Origin of the sequence: Microbacterium sp. H6, assembly GCF_003314775.1 — a bacterium.
GTDB classification, from domain to species: domain Bacteria; phylum Actinomycetota; class Actinomycetes; order Actinomycetales; family Microbacteriaceae; genus Microbacterium; species Microbacterium oxydans.
In genome coordinates this window covers 22,458-23,148 of the sequence record NZ_QOAY01000304.1, presented here as the reverse complement: position 1 = coordinate 23,148, position 691 = coordinate 22,458, and the positions used below count along the sequence as shown (strand labels likewise).

At 68.6% G+C, this 691-nt stretch carries 1 pseudogene; it reads left to right on the top strand.

The annotated features are described in order from the left end of the window. Positions 1-36: 36 nt before the first annotated feature. A pseudogene (locus DSP71_RS24405) lies at positions 37-691 on the top strand (cytochrome c oxidase assembly protein); the annotation flags it as partial.

The window sequence follows — 691 nt, the reverse complement described above, 5'->3', positions numbered from 1 at the left end:
GCGTTCGTCGCGGCGCTGGTGACGTTCGGGGCGAGTATGTTCACCGACCGGTGGACGGGGCTGCTGATCCCGCTGTGGGCATCAGCGTTCGGGATCCTTGCGCCGGTGGTCGTCGGACAGATCCTGGTCGGCCCGAACCACGACTTCGGCAGCGACGCGGGCATCTACCAAGCGCTGCTGACCAGCGCGGCATTCGGGCTGGTGCTGGTCGGCGCCGTCCGCACCCTGACGGGCCGACTCATCGACCCGATCATTCTGTGGCGGTTGGGGAAGACGCTGGTGGTGCTGCTGCCGGTGATCGTGGCCAGCGACCTGCTGCTGGCGTGGTTCAAGCTCGCCGGGTCCGGGCTGCTGGAGTCGGTCACCGGTTGGCAGATTCTGGTCCGTGGTATCTGCCTGCTGGGTGTTGTGGCCGTGATCGCGACCGGGTGCGTGTGGGGGCGGCGCGGACGGTTGACCGCGCGCCGGATCAGCGGGCTGCTGGTGCTCGCGACGGTCCTGATCGGCGGATGGCTCGGGGGCACCGCGGCGATGACCCGGATTCCGCCGCCACAGTATTTCGCGCCGACAAGCATCTCGCAGGTGTTCCTCGGGTTCGAGGTCCCCGACCCGCCGACAGTGCTGGTGCTGTTCACGCAGTGGCGGCCGAACATCCTGTTCCTCGTCGTCGCGATCGCCGCGGTGACGGTGT